This window comes from Ensifer sp. NM-2 (genome assembly GCF_003024455.1).
GTDB lineage: Bacteria > Pseudomonadota > Alphaproteobacteria > Rhizobiales > Rhizobiaceae > Ensifer > Ensifer canadensis.
Window position 1 is genome coordinate 200,039 of record NZ_PVZR01000004.1, and the last position, 16,249, is coordinate 216,287.

At 61.8% G+C, this 16,249-nt stretch carries 16 protein-coding genes; 7 read left to right on the forward strand and 9 right to left on the reverse strand.

Annotated elements, in window-relative coordinates; all coding sequences use genetic code 11:
• Positions 1-101 precede the first annotated feature (101 nt).
• Together C6558_RS10425 and C6558_RS10430 are read right to left on the reverse strand one after the other, a co-directional pair.
• Positions 102-617, reverse strand: a complete 516-nt coding sequence (locus C6558_RS10425; protein WP_057211269.1) for a DUF4396 domain-containing protein — start codon at positions 615-617, stop codon at positions 102-104.
• A gap of 150 nt (positions 618-767) precedes the next feature.
• The gene (locus C6558_RS10430) at positions 768-965 is read right to left on the reverse strand and encodes a heavy-metal-associated domain-containing protein (protein ID WP_107027217.1); all 198 of its coding nucleotides are present in this window, start codon (positions 963-965) and stop codon (positions 768-770) included.
• Between the two features lie 433 nt (positions 966-1,398).
• On the opposite strand from C6558_RS10430, the gene C6558_RS10435 reads away from it, so the two are divergent.
• Positions 1,399-2,691, forward strand: a complete 1,293-nt coding sequence (locus tag C6558_RS10435) for an NCS2 family permease (RefSeq protein ID WP_025428585.1) — start codon at positions 1,399-1,401, stop codon at positions 2,689-2,691.
• A gap of 131 nt (positions 2,692-2,822) precedes the next feature.
• On the opposite strand, the gene C6558_RS10440 is transcribed toward C6558_RS10435, so the two are convergent.
• A complete protein-coding gene (locus C6558_RS10440) occupies positions 2,823-3,143 on the reverse strand; it encodes a 2Fe-2S iron-sulfur cluster-binding protein (RefSeq protein ID WP_025428586.1) in 321 nt (106 codons plus the stop codon).
• A gap of 68 nt (positions 3,144-3,211) precedes the next feature.
• Positions 3,212-4,465 carry a cytochrome P450 gene (locus tag C6558_RS10445; protein ID WP_107027263.1) on the reverse strand — a complete coding sequence of 418 codons (1,254 nt, stop codon included), beginning with the start codon at positions 4,463-4,465 and terminating at the stop codon, positions 3,212-3,214.
• Positions 4,466-4,577: 112 nt separating this feature from the next.
• On the opposite strand from C6558_RS10445, the gene C6558_RS10450 reads away from it, so the two are divergent.
• A complete protein-coding gene (locus C6558_RS10450) occupies positions 4,578-5,426 on the forward strand; it encodes an AraC family transcriptional regulator (protein WP_057211266.1) in 849 nt (282 codons plus the stop codon).
• 71 nt (positions 5,427-5,497) lie between these two features.
• Here C6558_RS10450 and C6558_RS10455 read toward each other — a convergent pair whose 3' ends face one another.
• Genes C6558_RS10455 through puuE form a run of 3 tightly spaced genes read right to left on the reverse strand, consistent with a single transcriptional unit; the run spans position 5,498 to position 8,460 of the window.
• Positions 5,498-5,983, reverse strand: a complete 486-nt coding sequence (locus C6558_RS10455; protein ID WP_057211263.1) for an ureidoglycolate lyase — start codon at positions 5,981-5,983, stop codon at positions 5,498-5,500.
• A 29-nt stretch (positions 5,984-6,012) separates the two neighbouring features.
• Positions 6,013-7,035 carry an allantoicase gene (gene alc, locus C6558_RS10460; protein ID WP_084814347.1) on the reverse strand — a complete coding sequence of 341 codons (1,023 nt, stop codon included), beginning with the start codon at positions 7,033-7,035 and terminating at the stop codon, positions 6,013-6,015.
• A 9-nt stretch (positions 7,036-7,044) separates the two neighbouring features.
• Positions 7,045-8,460, reverse strand: coding sequence for an allantoinase PuuE (gene puuE, locus C6558_RS10465; protein WP_084814348.1), 1,416 nt, complete (start codon positions 8,458-8,460; stop codon positions 7,045-7,047).
• Between the two features lie 170 nt (positions 8,461-8,630).
• On the opposite strand from puuE, the gene uraH reads away from it, so the two are divergent.
• Genes uraH through xdhC form a run of 4 tightly spaced genes read left to right on the forward strand, consistent with a single transcriptional unit; the run spans position 8,631 to position 13,723 of the window.
• Positions 8,631-9,002: a hydroxyisourate hydrolase gene (gene uraH / locus C6558_RS10470; RefSeq protein ID WP_025428592.1), complete on the forward strand. Its 372-nt coding sequence runs from the start codon at positions 8,631-8,633 to the stop codon at positions 9,000-9,002.
• Between the two features lie 6 nt (positions 9,003-9,008).
• Positions 9,009-10,490 (forward strand): xanthine dehydrogenase small subunit, encoded by a 1,482-nt coding sequence (xdhA, locus tag C6558_RS10475; RefSeq protein WP_057211257.1) that lies wholly within the window; start codon positions 9,009-9,011, stop codon positions 10,488-10,490.
• A 12-nt stretch (positions 10,491-10,502) separates the two neighbouring features.
• Complete coding sequence (xdhB, locus tag C6558_RS10480) at positions 10,503-12,854, forward strand: xanthine dehydrogenase molybdopterin binding subunit (protein ID WP_107027218.1); 2,352 nt, start codon at positions 10,503-10,505, stop codon at positions 12,852-12,854.
• On the forward strand, positions 12,854-13,723 hold the full coding sequence (gene xdhC, locus C6558_RS10485; RefSeq protein ID WP_025428595.1) for a xanthine dehydrogenase accessory protein XdhC: 870 nt from the start codon (positions 12,854-12,856) through the stop codon (positions 13,721-13,723). Before xdhB ends, xdhC begins: the two co-directional genes overlap by 1 nt.
• Positions 13,724-13,726: 3 nt before the next feature.
• On the opposite strand, the gene C6558_RS10490 is transcribed toward xdhC, so the two are convergent.
• Complete coding sequence (locus C6558_RS10490) at positions 13,727-14,104, reverse strand: helix-turn-helix domain-containing protein (protein ID WP_025428596.1); 378 nt, start codon at positions 14,102-14,104, stop codon at positions 13,727-13,729.
• A gap of 99 nt (positions 14,105-14,203) precedes the next feature.
• Here C6558_RS10490 and C6558_RS10495 point away from each other — a divergent pair, with 99 nt between their 5' ends.
• Positions 14,204-15,184 (forward strand): zinc-binding dehydrogenase, encoded by a 981-nt coding sequence (locus C6558_RS10495; protein WP_057226689.1) that lies wholly within the window; start codon positions 14,204-14,206, stop codon positions 15,182-15,184.
• Positions 15,185-15,218: 34 nt separating this feature from the next.
• Here C6558_RS10495 and C6558_RS10500 read toward each other — a convergent pair whose 3' ends face one another.
• On the reverse strand, positions 15,219-16,133 hold the full coding sequence (locus C6558_RS10500) for a LysR family transcriptional regulator (protein ID WP_025428598.1): 915 nt from the start codon (positions 16,131-16,133) through the stop codon (positions 15,219-15,221).
• Between the last annotated feature and the right edge of the window lie 116 nt (positions 16,134-16,249).

A 16,249-nucleotide genomic window follows, 5' to 3' on the forward strand; every position in this document is an offset into this window, starting at 1 on the left:
CTTTTCCTTTTCTTTTATCGGAAGATGGGGCTTCCAACGATGGGAAGGTCAAGGGCGGTTTGAAACATTTCTTCATGCAGCAAGGCATCGCATTCAAATGCTCAGTGCTGGTGATGCGAATGCACGACGGCGTGACCCTTGCCACGTGCAATCAGCCAGCGATTGACGGGAAACGCGGCGGCCCCGGCAACAAGGAGCGCGACCGCAAGGCTCGCCCAGAAGAGGAGAGACGTTACGCCTGCATCCATCGCTCCGGGGATGAACAGCATCAGGGCGTTGTCGACGATTTCCATGATGACGATGGACGCCGTGTCGGCGGCAAGCGCCAGCTTCAGGACCACCGCGAACGGCATGCCTGCCTTCAGCAGCGGAAACATGGTCAGGCCGTAGCCGAAGACAAAGGCAAGGAAGACGGCGAGTGCAATGGTCTGGACATTGCCCCAACCAAGCGCCGAGCCGATGACCATGCCGAGCACCTCGCCGATGGCGCATCCTGTCAGGCAATGCACCGTGGCAGAGAGCGCGAGACAGTTGAGTGACATGCTTTCGGGTTTCGAGGGACTGGCGGTCACGCTGCGGTGATCATGTCGGTGCCCGTCGTGTTCGTCGTGTTGCATGCTCGGTCTCCGTGAAGATGCGGAGCCGGCAAGCTAGAGCTTCCCACCGTTGTAGGGTCAAGGCGTGCGGCGGCGTCAAACGACAAACGCCCCGGCTTTGGGAGCCGAGGCGCGCCAACCGGTGACTGGAGGCACCGTTGCGATCTTGATTTAGAGCTGGCGGCCCTCATAGCCTGCCGTCTTCAGCGCGTCGGCAATCGGGCCGGATGCGGCGGCGGTGCAGACGCTGATTTCGCGCGCGCCGAGATCGATCTTGACGGTTGCCTGCGGATCAACGCTCAGGATCGCCTTTTGCACGACGCCGGCGCAATGTCCGCAGGTCATGTTGTCGATCTTGTAATTCTGCATCGCTTGTCTCCTTCTTTTCGATGTGAGACAAACATGAGGTTTCCCACCGTTGGAAGGTCAAGAGGCCATTCCACTATATTTATTCGGCGTGCTTCGGCCGCCGAACCCGGTGGCGAAAGTGCCAGGAATCGGCCTGCCAATCGGCCGCAACTGCTCCGAAAAATTTGAAAGTCTTTCCTTGTCGAACCCTGGAATAGACGGCTAGCAGTCGGCCGCCGGACGACGCACAATCCGAAGGCTGTGCACAAGGGCATTCGCGTCGTCTCAAGGGGGCGGACGATCGCCCGCCCGGCACGGACCGGAAATGGTCCGTGATGCGATCGCACCGGATAATTCGGGGATGATCGAAATGCACTGGTCGGGTACTGGAGGAGACTGTGGCCCGATCTCTGTCGTTCGGCTGCGTCGTCGCGACGCCGCCAAGGGAGGAAATATGTTTGAACGACTATTCAAGTTAAACGAGCATGGGACGTCCGTGCGCACTGAGGTGATCGCCGGCGTCACGACATTCCTGACGATGTCCTACATCATCTTCGTCAACCCCGACATTCTGTCGTCCACGGGCATGGATAGGGATGCCGTCTTCGTCGCGACCTGTATTGCCGCGGCGCTCGGCTCGGCCGTCATGGCGCTCGTCGCCAACTGGCCGATCGGCATGGCGCCAGGCATGGGCCTCAACGCCTTCTTTGCGTTTACCGTCGTCGCAGCCCTCGGCTTTACCTGGCAGCAGGCGCTGGGTGCCGTGTTCATCTCGGGCATGATCTTCCTGATCCTGACGGTAACAGGGGTCAGAAGCTGGTTGATCGCCGGTATCCCGCATTCGCTCAGAAGCGCGATTGCGACCGGTATCGGTCTTTTCCTCGGCATCATCGCGCTGAAGAATGCCGGCATCGTCGTCGACAATCCGGCGACGCTGGTCGGTCTCGGCGACCTGAAGCAGACCGGACCGCTGCTGGCGATCCTTGGCTTCTTCGTCATTGCAGTGCTCGATTCGCTCAAGGTCCGCGGCTCGATCCTGATCGGCATCCTCGTCGTCACCATTCTGTCGATGCTACTGGGGGTGAGTGAGTTCAAGGGCATTGTTTCCGCGCCGCCGAGCATCGCGCCCACCTTCATGCAGCTCGATATCATGGGCGCGCTCCATGGCGGCTTGCTCCACGTGATCCTCGTCTTCGTGCTCGTCGAAGTCTTCGATGCCACGGGTACGCTGATCGGTGTGGCCAAGCGCGCCAAGCTGGTGGAAGAAGGAAAGCCAAGCCGCCTCGGCCGGGCGCTTCTGGCCGACAGCACCGCCATCGTTGCCGGCTCGCTGATCGGCACCAGCAGCACCACCGCCTATGTCGAAAGCGCCTCCGGCGTCCAGGCAGGCGGTCGCACGGGCCTGACGGCGCTGACCGTCAGCGTGCTCTTCCTTGCCGCCCTGTTCTTCTCGCCGCTGGCAGCGGCCGTTCCGTCCTATGCGACGGCACCGGCTCTGCTCTATGTTGCCGGCCTGATGATGCGCGAACTGACGGAAGTTGACTGGGACGACCTGACGGAAGCGGCGCCTGCCGCACTCACGGCACTGGCCATGCCCTTCACCTACTCGATCGCCAACGGCCTTGCCTTCGGCTTCGTGAGCTATGTCGTGCTCAAAGTGTTCACCGGCAAGTGGAGCGTCATCCATCCGGCAACGCAGCTGGTCGCAGCGCTCTTCATCGTGCGCTTCGCCTTCTTCGCCGAATAGGAAAAAGGCCGGGGCAGACAACGCCCCGGCCTCACATAACTTCCCCCGCGAAGCTGGCCGGACTGCAGGCGTTTCCTGCGGCTCCGGTCTTTTTGCGTTTGGCGGTGGTTGGTGGCGCGAGCGCTCCTCAATCAGTATTGCCCGGCCGGCAGATGCACCACGAGGCCGTCAAGCGCGTCGGAAACAGTGATCTGACAGCTGAGCCGGCTTCTTTCGTCCGGATTGACGACGCAATCCAGCATATCCTGCTCCTGATAGTCGGGCGATGGCAGCCGGCCGGCCCATGTCCCGTCGATATAGCAGTGGCAAGTGCCGCAAGCGCAGGAACCGCCGCATTCGGCGGCGATGGCATCTATGCCGTTCTGCACGGCTGCCGACATCACCGACTGGCCGATTTCGGCCTCAACCTCGGTCGATTTCCCCTCGGCATCCACAAAGACAATTCTGGGCATTGCATGGTCTCCACTCAAATCTGAAATCGTGCGAATTGCTTCGCGCTGGAGGGCGCATCTGTTGGCGTTCAGGCCGGCTTGATGGCGATCTGCAGCCGCTTGGGGCCGCGCACCGAAAGGCCTCGCTTGTATTCGGGCTCTTCGTCGACAAGCTCGATCGTCGGGAAGCGCCGCAGCAAGGTGCTGAAGATGATGTCCATGTCGAGCCGGGCGAGATGGTTGCCGAGACAGAAATGCACGCCACCGCCAAAGGCCAGATGCCTGTTGGGGGTGCGACCGATGTCGAACGCATCGGCGTTTTCGAACTGCTTGGGATCGCGGTTGGCAGCGCCATAAAGCACTCCGAACTTCGTGCCGCGCGCGAAAGTCCGCCCGCCGATTTCCACGTCCTCGATGCAGTGGCGATGGAAGAACGGCAGCGGTGACTCGTAGCGGAACATCTCCTGCACGGCCGTCTGGATCAATGCAGGGTCCTTTCGCAGCCGCGCCATCTGTTCGGGAAACCGCAGCAGCGCATGCATGCCGCTTCCAAGCACGTCGATGGTCGATCCATGGCCGGCCATCAGGATCAGCATGCAGGTCGAGATGAACTCGTCTGAATTCATCGCGCCGGCACGTTCGGCCTCGATCAGGACCGAGATGAGGTCGTCCTTGGGGTTTCGCTCGCGCTCGTGTTTCAGAACCGTCAGGTATTCGTAGAATTCGGTGGTGTTGGTCTCGGCGATGCGCTTGCGTTCATCCGACCGGTCGACGTCGAAAAACTGGACGATGTTCTCCGACCAGATGCGCAACTGGGGACAGTCTTCGTCCGGAACGCCGAGCAGTCGGCCGATGATGTGACCGGGCACGTGGGCGGCGAGATCATCGACGAAATCGATCTGGCCGCGATCGGCGAGGCTGTCGATCAGCCTGTCGACATAGGCCTGGATCTGATCGCGTAGCTTGGCAATCATCGCCGGCGTGAACAGTTTGAAGACCTGTCTGCGCAGCCGGTCGTGTACGGCGCCATCGCTGTCAAGCAGGCTAAACTGCACAAAGCGGGAGTGGTGCGGCATGTCGTGCCAGTTGCCGGCGCGCTGGATCCTGGCGATTTCCTCTGATGTCGCGATGTCCTCGAGCGAGCGAACCATACGCTTGTCCATGACGATTGCCGAGACATCCTCGAAGCGCGAGGCCAGCCAGATGTCGAAGTCCTCGTAATAGTGCAGACCGTCCTTGTCGCGCAGCGCCTTGTAGGTCGGATAGGGATCGCGCGCGAAATCGGGGGACAAGGGAGTAAACGCGACCTCCACCTGGCTCTCCGTCGATAAGGTCTCTGCCATTTGCCGCACTCCCTGCAAAAACTGCATGATAGCGTCATCAGGCAGTACTGGGAAATGCAGCAATCTCGCGAGATAATGGACAAAACTCGCATCGCCATGCAGAGTGTCGCGCATGTTGGCTGAGCGCGAAGAGATCTATTTTCACACACCGGCACGTTTTGCAGGCGCGTTCCCCTACAAGGCGCTGGTTGCCGGCGCGCGGGTGGCGTTGCCGGAGGAGTCGCCGATACGCAAGCGCTTCCATCAGCACGTGCTCGTTCACACCACCTCGGGGCAGGGGCTGATAGAAGTGCGCGGGCAGCGGTTCGTCGCCGAGGAGGGCCTGTCGGTCTGGCTCGACACGTCGCAGGCCTATGAACATCGCTGCGCGCCCGACGCCCGTGAATGGCGATATCTCTGGATGGGTGTCGAGGGACATGGGTTGGACGAGGTCTATGCCTTCCTCAATGTGCAGCAGTCGCCGTTGTTCGAGCCGTCGGATCGCGAGGCGGCCCGCGTCGCGTTCCAGGCCGTCATCGGCTATCTCGACGATCGCTCGTCGGCAACGGATGCGCTGGTCAGTGCGGCGATTGCCGGCCTGATCGCCAACCTGAGTGCGCCGCGATTGGTGGGTGCTGCCGCACCCGACGATTCTGCCTCACGCGATCGCATAACCAGTGTGCTTGCCGCAGTCCGAAAAGACCTTGCCAAAGCCTGGACGATCGATGAGCTTGCGGTCCTCGCGCATCTCAGCCCATCGCAACTGTTTCGGAGATTCAAGGACACCATCGGTACGACGCCGATGGACTGGCTGCGCCATGAGCGCATCAACCAGGCAAAACGTCTGCTGGTCGAGCCGGAGGCGAAGGTTTCGGCAGTCGCGGCGCACTGCGGCTATCCCGATCCCTATCATTTCTCCCGCGATTTTCGCCGTTTGACCGGCTACACCCCGACGAGATTCAGGCGTGACGGTGGGTACTAGGGCTCGTGAACGAAAGGATGACGGGACCCACTCCGGTAGAGCGGGTCCGTCCTCTGGTGTCAAACCCGCCGTCAGCGCAGCAGGAATGGTTGCTCGAAGAAATGCTCCTCGAGATTGACGCCTTCGCCGCCGCGGTCGACCACGGCAAAGTCCGAGACGTCTTCCAACGGCGTCAGGATGCCGTGCCAGACATTGCGGGCGATATTGACGCCCTGGCCGGGCGCGGTCCGGAAGGCGATCGGTTCGCTCGGACCTTCAGCCGTCTCCTCCGAAACGACAACCAGGAACGGATTGTCGGTCAGGGGAATGAAGGCCTGACTGCCGAGCGGATGCCGTTCGACCATGGTCAGCTTCAACGGCAGCGGATAGGGCTCGCCGCGCACGAGGCTGATCATCGGCCGGGCCTTTTCGCCGGCGGTTTCGATCTTGGCGAGATCATGGTAGCGGGTGCATTTTCCACCGTTGATGGGAAAGCTGTGGGCGTTTTCAGTCTCGATCACGTCGCCGAATGGCGCGAATGCCTCGCGTGTCAGCGGCTTTATCTCGATCTCCTTCATGTGACGCTCCTCCGTCCTATGTTGGTCGTTTACGGGGTGCCGGCCCTTGCAATGCGCCCGAAGACACGCAGCCGGCTGACGCCGCCATCGGGGTAGATGTTGAGACGAACATGGGTGGCGCAACCGACCTCTTCGATCAGGTCAGGGCCGTACTCATGAATGCTGTCGGCGCTCAGTTTCTGGCGCGGGAGCACGTCCCGCCAATAGAGCGAAGATGCTGTTAGCGCCGCATCGACCGTACAGTCCGTCTCGCCGTGGTCGGCCGCCTGCACCGAACAGGCGTCGGGATAGTTGCCCTTGAAATGGGCGGTATCGACGATGATGCGTTCGATCGACGTGCGTGCGGCCAGCCTGACGATGATCCAGTCGTTGCCGGGTTCGCGCCGCCGTCGCGTCTCCCAGCCGTCGCCCATGTTGATCCCCCGCCCGGGTGCCAGCAGTCGTTGATGGCCGTAGTGGCCGTTGGAGAAGACGACGATCCGGCCGCCGAGCAGCGAGGATGCGAGATCGACCACGTCGTCGCCGATCCGATCCCGGTCGAGGGCGGGCGTGCCATAGACCCGCAACCGGGCAACGCCACCGTCGGGATAGATCCGCAGCCTGATATGGCTCCAGGTCCCATCTGCAAGGGCTGCGAAGTAGTGATGGGCGCTTGGACCAAGCGGGCTCATGCCCAAGAGCTCGGTCCAAGCGGTTGCTTCATCCGGCCCATCAGGCGCCAGACAGGCGTCGATTGCGCAGGCGGAGGGGTAGTTGCCGGTAAAATGCGTCGTATCGACGTCGAAGCCGGCGATCCGGCCGGTGGCGGCAAGCGCGACGATCGCATGGTCGTGGCCGGGACCGCGTCGACGCCGCGTTTCCCAGCCATCCATCCATTTGCCGTGTTCGTCGTAGACGCCGGGATGAAAGACAGCGGGACAATCCTGCAACAGCCGTTCGAGCGGGGCGAAGAACTCGTCGGTGGCAAACACCGGCCTTGCCCCGAGGCCGGCGGAGGCGAGATTGATCGCCTTGCGCGCGAAGTCAGGCAGGCCGACGCTGTCGATCGTCATCGCCTGCACTCAGCTCGGCAGCATGTCTTTGAGGCGGAGAAGAGCAATCCTTTCCACCTGCCGGCAGGCCGTCTCGAGCTCGCTGTCGCGATCGTTCTCGATCCGGGTTTCGAAGGCCGCCAGGATGTCCTCCTTGCTGCGGCCTCTGACCGCGATGATGAAGGGAAAGCCGAATTTTTCGACATAGGCGCTGTTGAGTTCGGTGAAACGCGTGCGTTCAGCATCGGTCAGGGCGTTAAGGCCGGCGGAAGCCTGCTCGCTGGTCGAGCTTTCGGTCAGCCGCTTTGCCTGCGCCAGCTTGCCGGCGAGATCCGGGTGGGCGTTGAGCACGGCAAGACGCTCTTCCGGCCTCGCCTCGCGGAAGACTGCAGTGAGCGCTGCAGCAAGCCCGATCGCCGTGTCGTTGGCGGCCGATAGCTCGCTGGCAAAGGCGCGCCTGGCGATCCAATCGGAATGTTCGAAAACGCCACCGAAGCGAGCGACGAAATCAGCCTCGGAAAGCTGCGATGGACGGTCGTCCCAGGCCTTGAAGGGATAGGTCTTTGCCCAATGCCGTGCGATATCGACGCGACGAGCTAACCAGACCTTTTCGTGGCCCTTCACGTAGTCGATGAAACGCGCAAGCGCTGCGGCGCGACCCGGCCTGCCGACAAGGCGGCAGTGCAGGCCGATGCTGAGCATCTTTGGTGCGCCGGCCGCACCTTCCGCATAGAGCACGTCGAAGCTGTCTTTGAGATAGCTGAAGAACTGGTCACCGCTGTTGAAGCCCTGCGCCGTTGCAAAGCGCATGTCATTGGTGTCGAGCGTGTAGGGAATGACCAGCTGGTGGCGGCCCGCATGTTCATGCCAGTAGGGCAGATCGTCGGCATAACTGTCCGAGACGTAGTCGAAGCCGCCAGTCTCGGTCACCAGATCGAGCGTGTTGTCCGAACAGCGACCGGTGTACCAGCCGCGCGGCGGTTCGCCGGTGACGATCGTGTGCAGCCAGATCGCCTCTGTGATCTCTGTCCGCTCCCGCTCAGGGCTGAATTCCTTGTGCTCGATCCACTTCAGACCGTGCGAGGCGATCTCCCAGCCGGCGTCTTGCATCGCGGCCAGCTGCGCCGGGGAACGCTTCAGCGCTGTTGCGACGCCATAGACTGTCGCGGGCACGCCCTTTTCCGTGAACATGCGATGAAGCCGCCAGAAGCCGGCGCGGGCGCCGTATTCATAGATCGATTCCATATTCCAGTGGCGCTGTCCGGGCCAAGCCTGCGCACCGACGATTTCCGAGAGAAAAGCCTCTGATGCGGCGTCGCCATGCAGCACGCAGTTCTCGCCGCCTTCCTCGTAATTGATCACGAATTGCACGGCAATCCGCGCCTCGTCGGGCCAGACGATGGTGGGGTTCGGGCCATGGCCGTGAAGATCGCGGGGGTATCTCATGCAAGCAGTCCTCCAGACATTTGTCTCTGCACCTCGATTCCTAACGGGATTTTTCCGCCGTCATTCCCCCCAAAAATTTTGAAAGTCTCGAATGATCCGCCCGCTTCTCAATGCACTGGCTCACCGGGATACTGCGAAATGGAAAGATGACTTCGGGAGGAGCAAGACGCATGCAATCTCATGGTGGAAACGACGGCCGTCTGACGACCCATGTACTCGATACGGCCAGTGGCAAACCGGCCAAGGACCTGCGCATCGAGCTGTATCGCATCGAGGGCGAGCGCCAGACGCATCTGCGCTCGGTCAGGACGAATGATGACGGACGCTGCGATCAGCCGCTGTTGAGCGGATCGCTGATGCAGGCCGGCACCTACGAGCTGCATTTCCACGCCGGCGACTATCTTGGGTCCGAAGCTGCGCGCGGCGCCAACCCGTTTCTCGATGTCATCCCGATCCGTTTCGGTATCGACGATCAGGCGGCGCACTATCATGTGCCGCTGCTCTTGTCGCCCTACGGCTATTCGACCTATCGCGGGAGCTGATCAGCAATGACCATTCAGATACGCAACACGATCCGTTTTCTCCTGAACCACCGCCTTGTCGAGCTTTCCGACGTTTCTGCGGTGCAGACATTGCTCGATTTCCTGCGCATCGATCGCAACCTGCGCGGAACCAAGGAAGGCTGTGCCGAGGGAGACTGCGGCGCCTGCACGGTGCTGGTCGGCCGCCTGCTCGGCGGGCAGCTCAAGTATGAATCCGTCAATGCCTGTATCCGCTTTGTCGGTTCGCTCGACGGCTGTCACGTGGTGACGGTGGATTCGCTGGCAACACCGGGTGGTCCACTCCATCCCGTCCAGCAGGCGATGGTCCAGACGCACGCGTCGCAATGCGGCTTCTGCACGCCTGGCTTCGTGATGTCGCTCTACGGGCTTTGGATGGAAAACGCCAAGCCGTCGGTCACCGAAATCGAGAAGGCGCTGCAGGGCAACCTGTGTCGCTGTACTGGCTATGCCGCGATCATTCGCGCGGCCGAGGCGATTTCGACCATCGGCGATCTGGGGAAGGATCCATTGTTTGCCGAACGCGATCGTATCGCCGGCGAACTCGCAGCCCTTCAGGATGGCCGCCGCGTGGTGATCGGCGAGGGAGCGGAACTGTTCATGCTGCCGGCTTCCGTCGATGATTTTGCCGATGTGCTCGAAGCCAATCCGAAAGCGACGATCGTTGCCGGCTCGACCGACGTCGGCCTCTGGGTCACCAAGTTCATGCGCGATATCGCGCCGGTCGTGCATCTCACGCACCTGGAAGAACTTCGTCGCATCACCGTCGACGACAAGGGTGTGACGCTTGGCGCTGGTGTCAGCTATGCCGAAGCCTATCCCGTCATTACCGAACATTTCCCGCAATTGCGCGAGCTTTGGGACCGGATCGGCGGACAGCAGGTCCGCAACATGGGTACGGTCGGTGGCAACATCGCCAACGGATCGCCGATCGGCGACACGCCGCCGGCATTGATTGCGCTCGGCGCGTCGGTGACGCTGCGCAAGGGCGCTCGCCGCCGTACCGTGGCGCTCGAAGATTTCTTCATTGCCTACGGCAAGCAGGATCGCGAGCCCGGTGAATTCGTCGAAGCGGTTCACATTCCTTTCCTCGAAGCTGACACCAGCTTTGCCGTCTACAAGATCACCAAGCGTCTGGATGAAGACATCACCGCCGTCTGCGGCGCATTCCGCCTGACATTCGACGGTGCCGGTGAAGTCGCTGACGCGGTGATCGCCTTTGGCGGCATGGCCGGAACACCGAAGCGGGCTGTTCATGTCGAGGCGGCGCTGAAGGGCAAGGCCTGGCAGGAGCCAACGGTCGAGCAGGCGATCTCCGCCTTCGATCAGGACTTCACGCCGCTTACCGACTGGCGCGCCTCGGCGGAGTATCGCCAACTGGTGGCCAAGAACCTGTTGCGCCGCTTCTATCTTGAAACGCAGGCGACCGGAAACATCCGGATCGACCGCAACATTGCCGTAGCCGTCTAGGAGGTGAGACCCATGAATGTGATGCAGCCCATCGACCGCATCCGCGGTGGCGTCCACGAAAACGAACGGCACGAGTCCGGCCACAAACATGTGTCGGGAACGGCCGAGTATATCGACGATATTCCGGAACCGGCCGGCACATTGCACGGCTATCTCGGTCTGTCCCAGCGCGCCCATGCCGATATCCTGTCGATCGATTTCGACGCGGTCAGCGCCAGCGAGGGCGTCATCGGTATCCTCACAGCTGACGACATCCCGGGTGAAAACGACATCAGCCCCGCCCACAAGCACGACGATCCGGTGTTTGCAACCGGCAAGGTCGAGTTCTACGGCCAGCCGATGTTCGCCGTCATCGCCACGTCGCGTGAAGCCGCGAGGCGTGCAGCCGTCAAGGTCGAGGTCGAATACCGCGATCTGCCGCATGTGACCGACGTGCTTGAGGCTGCTGCCGCGAACTATCCTCTGGTCATCGATCCGCTGAAGCTGGAGCGTGGCGACATCGAAGCCGGTTTTGCCAAGGCGAAGAACATCGTCGAAGGCGAGATGCGCATCGGCGGTCAGGACCACTTCTATCTCGAAAGCCAGATTTCCTTTGCCATTCCCGGCGAGGACGATGAGGTCCTGGTTTATTCGTCGACCCAGCATCCGAGCGAAACCCAGCACATGGTGGCAACCGTGCTTGGCGTGCCGTCCAACGCCGTGACTGTCAATGTGCGCCGCATGGGTGGCGGCTTCGGCGGCAAGGAAACGCAGGCCAACATCTTCGCCGCCGTGGCGGCCCTGGCCGCAAAGAAATACCGTTGCGCCGTCAAGGTCAGACCTGACCGCGACGACGACATGTCGGCAACCGGCAAGCGTCACGACTTCCACGTCGACTACAAGGTCGGCTTCGATGACGAGGGCCGGATCGAGGCGGTCGATGCGGTGTTTGCGGCGCGCTGCGGCTTTTCCGCCGATCTCTCTGGACCCGTGACCGATCGCGCGCTCTTTCATGCCGACAACTGCTACTTCTATCCGAACGTCCGTCTTCGTTCGAAGCCGTTGAAGACCAACACCGTCTCGAACACTGCGTTTCGTGGCTTCGGCGGCCCGCAGGGCATGGTCGGCGGCGAGCGCATGATCGAGGATGTCGCCTATGCTGTCGGCAAGGATCCGCTCGAGATCCGCAAGCTCAACTTCTATGGCGGCGAGGGCCGCAATCTCACGCCCTATCACCAGACGGTCGAAGACAACATCATCGGGCGCATCATCGAGGAGCTCGAAACGTCGGCCGATTACGCTGCGCGTCGAGAGGCCGTGATCGCCTTCAACCGCGAAAACCACATCATCAAGCGCGGCATCGCGCTCACCCCGGTCAAGTTCGGCATCTCCTTCACCAAGACCGAGTACAATCAGGCAGGCGCCCTGGTGCACGTCTATACCGACGGGTCGATCCACCTCAACCATGGTGGTACCGAGATGGGGCAGGGGCTTTACACCAAGGTTGCCCAGGTGGTGGCCGACGAGTTCCAGGTTGATCTCGATCGCGTCAAGGTAACGGCGACGACGACGGGCAAGGTGCCGAATACGTCGGCGACAGCAGCGTCCTCCGGTTCGGATCTCAACGGCATGGCGGCCGCCAATGCGGCGCAGCAGATCAAGGCGCGGCTGGTGCGCTTTGCCGCCGAACGCTGGAATGTTGCCGAGGCCGATGTCGCCTTCGAGCCGAACACAGTGCGGATCGGCGCGGAACGCTTGCCCTTTGGCGAGTTCATCAAGCTTGCCTATGGCGCCCGTATCCAGCTGTCCGCCGCCGGTTTCTACAAGACGCCGAAAATCCACTGGAACCGCTCGGAAGGCCGCGGCCGTCCGTTCTTCTATTATGCCTATGGCGCGTCCTGCTCCGAAGTCAGCGTCGATACGCTGACCGGCGAATATCAGGTCGATCGCACCGACATCCTTCACGATGTCGGCCGATCGCTGAACCCGGCACTGGACCTGGGTCAGGTCGAAGGCGCGTTTGTTCAGGGCATGGGCTGGCTCACGACAGAGGAACTGTGGTGGGACGCCAAGGGTCGGCTGCGCACGCATGCGCCGTCGACCTACAAGATCCCGCTTGCCTCCGATCGACCGCGCGTGTTCAACGTTCGCCTGGCGGAATGGTCGGTCAACCGGGAGGAAACGATCCGGCGGTCAAAGGCCGTCGGGGAACCGCCGTTCATGTTGGGCATTTCGGTTCTGGAGGCGTTGTCGATGGCAGCGGCGAGCGTTGCGGAGTATCGTATTCCCCCGCGCATCGACGCACCGGCGACGCCGGAGCGGGTGCTGATGGCGATCGAGCGGCTGCGAGCCGCCGCAAGGCAAGGGGCTGTAGCACAGGCTTGATGGCGATGGTTGCGAGCCGAGAGGATATCAGGGACTTCCTGCGTCGCGAACCGGACTGCGTTCTGGTCGAGGTGACGGGTGCCGCAGGCTCGACGCCGCGCGACACCGACGCCTGGATGCTGGTGGCGCCGGACGGCCTCTTCGGCACCATCGGCGGCGGCCAGCTCGAATATATGGCGATCGACCACGGTCGTCGCGCGATGAAGCGCGGCGATGGCGCCGACACGATGACGGTCCCGCTTGGCCCCGAGATCGGTCAGTGTTGCGGCGGGCGCGTCGCGCTCGCCTTCACGCGCATCGATCGGGAGAAAGCCGCCATGTTGATTGAACGCAGCGATCTGGAGATTGCCAGCCGCCCCCATGTCTACGTCTTCGGCGCCGGGCATGTCGGTGATGCGCTGGCGATGGCGCTATCGCTTGTGCCGGTGCGCACCATTCTCGTCGACACCCGCGAGGACGAGCTTTCGGCCGCCGATATCCACGGTATCGAGACCTGCCTGACCGCGATGCCCGAGGCGGTGGTCCGCGATGCGCCGCGCGGCAGCGCCTTCGTGATCCTCACCCATGACCACGCGCTCGACTTCCTGATTGCAGCCGAGGCGCTCAGGCGTGACGACGCTTCCTATGTCGGCATGATCGGCTCGAAGACCAAGCGTTCGACCTTCAAGAACTGGCTGTCGCGGGAAATCGGCCGGCCCGATCTTTTCGATCGTCTTATCTGCCCGATCGGCGGCACGGCCGTGAAAGACAAGAGGCCGGCGGTGATAGCGGCCCTGGCCGCAGCCGAGATCATGACCGCCGCGCTCAATCATCATTGGGAGGCGCCGGCTGTCTCCTCGGTCAAGCCAGGCAAGCGCGTCGGCGCCTGACGCTCAGGCGCTTTGGCGCGGCCGGATGATGCAATCGCCGACCTGGTCGAATTCACCCAGTTCTTCGGCGTGACGCTGACCCCATTCGCACAGGGCAAGCAGGACCGGCTCGAGGCTCTGGCCCAGTGCCGTTGCCGAATATTCCACCCTTGGCGGCACTTCGCGAAAGATCTCGCGATGAACGAGGCCGTGTTCTTCCATCTCGCGAAGCTGCTGGATCAGGACTTTCTGGCTGACGGCCGGTACGAGCCGTCGCAACTCAGAGAGGCGCCTCGGACCGTCGAACAGGTGATAGAGGATCACTGCCTTCCATCGCCCGGAGATCACCTTGAGCGCACGCTCGGATGGCAGTGATGGCAGTCTCTTGATGATATCGGCCATGGTTACCAATCGGTCAGTATGGAACAAAAGGGTGTGTAGAGCCAAACGGGAGTCTAAGGCTAATTATGGATCAAGGCCAGTCAAATGAGGTTGAGATCCATGAAAGCAATCCGGTACCGCTCCTTCGGGAGCCCTGAAGTCCTTGAGCTGATCGATATGCCGAAGCCGGTGCCCGCGCACGGCGAAGTGCTGGTGCGGGTCGGGGCGATCGGGCTCAATTTCTTCGAAGTTCTGATGCGGCAGGACCGATACGCGGTGACACCTGGTTTGCCGATGGTGCCGGGTGTCGAGATCGCGGGCATTGTCGAGGCGCAGGGCGAAGGCGTGAAAACGCCGGCGGTCGGCACGCGTGTCGCCGTGCCGATGTTCGCCTTCGGCCGCGGGGCGGGCGGGTGCGCCGAATATGTCGCGATCGACGCTGACGCACTCGTGCCGATCCCCGGCGACGTTTCGTTCGAAGTGGCGACAGCGCTGATGATCCAGGGGCTGACGGCGCTTCATCTCGTTCGGCAAAGCAATCCGCAGGGAAAGACCGTGCTGGTGACTGCTGCGGCCGGCGGTGTCGGCTCGCTGCTCATTCAGCTTGCAAGAGAGGCTGGTGCAAAAGCGGTAATCGCGCTTGCGGGCGGCAGCGAGAAGGTCGCGTTCACACGCTCGCTCGGCGCGGACCTTGCAATCGACTACAAAGCAGCGGATTGGCGGTCGGAGCTTGGACAGCATCAGGCAGGTGGGTCAGTCGAGACGATCTACGACATGGTCGGCGGATCCTTCACCAAATCCGCGCTTGGTGTTCTGGCGCAAGGCGGTGAGCTCGTCTTCGGCGCGATGGGGCGCTTCGAACTCGAAGCCGCTGACGTCGAACAAATGCTTTCGGGCAATCAATCCCTGCGTGGGTTCGCTCTATTGCCGTTGCTCACGCCGTCCGCCCTGAAAACCGATCTCGGCGATCTGTTCCGTCGCGTGGAGGACGGGCGGCTCAAGGTCCATCTGGGTGGTCGGTTTCCGCTGGAACAGGCGGCAGAGGCGCACCGTGCCATGGAAACACGAAGCACGACCGGTAAGATCGTGCTCGTGCCTTAACCGATCAAGCAGAGCGCTGTTTTAGGCGGGGCTGTTAGGCGAGCATCTTGCCGATCAGCCGCTGACAGCGCTCCGCCATATAGTCGATCATCAGCCGAACCTTCGGGTCCTGGAAGCGCTTGTGCGGATAGATCGCCGCCAGTTGCACGCCGAGCGGCGGTGTCGAGGCAAGGATTGGCACCAGCTCGCCGGTGTTGATGTAGCTCTTCACCTCGAAGAGAGGCTTGTTGATGATGCCGCGACCATCGAGCGCCCATTGGGTCAACACATCGCCATCATCCGAATCGTAAGGCCCGGTCACTTCGAGCTTCCTGACACCCTCAGGCGTCTGCAATGTCCAGAAGTACTCCTTGGAACCGGGATAGCGCAGCAGCAGACAGTCATGTTTGTCGGCGATAAGCTCGTCGGGTGTTTGCGGCACGCCGCGCTTCTCGAAATAGGCCGGTGCGCCGCAGACGACGCGCTCGCAGTTCATGATGCCACGCATGCGCAGGTTCGAATCTTCGAGGATGCCGAGCTTGAAGGCGACATCGACGCCTTCCGACAGGATATCGACATTGTGGTCGGAGAGCCTGAGCCGCACCTCGATATCCGGATATTTGTCGTGAAACTCCGGAATGCCCGAGGCGATCAGCCGCCGACCTATCCCCAACGGAGCGGTAATCTTCAGCGCACCCTTCGGATTGTGCGACAGATCCGCGATGGCGTTCTCCGCCTCATTGACAGCTTCGAGAATCTTGACGGCACCGTCGTAGAACACACGGCCGTGCTCCGTCGGGGTCAGCTTGCGCGTCGTCCGATTGAACAGCCGAACGCCCATGTGGCGCTCCAACTCTTTGATTCTATTACTGGCAACCGCCGGCGTTACGCGCTGGTCGCGACCAGCTGCCGACAGGGTTCCAAGCTCTACGACGCGTACGAAGACGCGAACATTGTCCAGATATGACATGCCTCCCGATCTCTCCTCCGGGCACTATCTAACGCATCCATTCCGTCGCGATTTTATAGATTTTTTTGAAAGTGTTGGTGAACCAGCGACGTTCCCGCGGCCTCCAGCAATGACAC